1 protein-coding gene and 1 pseudogene are annotated in these 724 nt (G+C 66.2%); one reads left to right on the top strand and one right to left on the bottom strand.

Translation table 11 applies throughout. The features are described from left to right. A partial coding sequence (locus AC1D00_RS43910; RefSeq protein ID WP_477015042.1) for a cytidylyltransferase domain-containing protein occupies window positions 1-407 on the bottom strand: 407 nt, incomplete at its 3' end. Window positions 408-626: 219 nt separating this feature from the next. Here AC1D00_RS43910 and AC1D00_RS43905 point away from each other — a divergent pair. Beyond that, window positions 627-724: pseudogene (locus AC1D00_RS43905) on the top strand (c-type cytochrome); the annotation flags it as partial.

The following is a 724-nucleotide window of genomic DNA, read 5'->3' as shown; positions in this document are numbered from 1 at the left end:
GTGTGGATCTGCGAGGCCAGGGTCACGATGTCGACCGCGGGGTCGGCAAAGGGCGGCAGCACCTCGCGGATGGTCTGCGGCGTGATCGTCGGGAAGTCGCCCTGGAGATTGATCACGATCTCGGCCTTGCCTTCGGGATCGAGCTTCTGCATCGCCTCGTGGACACGGTCGGAGCCGGAGGGGTGCGTGGCGCGGGTCATCACGGCCTCGCCGCCATGGGCCGTCACGACCGCGGCGATCTCGTCTGTGTCGGTTGCCACCGCGACCCGACCGATGCCGGCGGCCTCGGCACGGCGCAGCACATGCACGATCATCGGCAGGCCCGCGATATCGGCGAGCGGCTTGCCGGGCAGGCGGGTAGCGGCCATGCGGGCCGGGATCAGCACCAGGATGCGGGGATCGGTCATCGGGTCAAGAGCCTGGAAACGGGGCGTTTTCCGCGCCGAGAAATGGGTGGGGACGGGTTCAAAGCCGGCTCGCTTATACGGGTTGCCAGACCCCGGGCAAACCGATATCTCAATGGCAAAACTCGGGGGAAAGACAAGGAACGTGTGATTCTCCTGGGGCTCGTCCTGGCGGCCGCCCGGCCGCTCAATCCTTCTCAGCGGTGTGGGGCCTGGCCGGAAATGGACTCTTTCGAACTCAACAAGATTCTCGGTGCCGTGCTCGGCACCTGTCTCATCCTGCTGGTCACGAGCTTCACCGCGAGTGCGCTGTTCTCGCC

The organism is Bradyrhizobium sp. P2_E8 (assembly GCF_056403875.1).
This window is presented reverse-complemented; position numbering and strand designations above follow the sequence as displayed.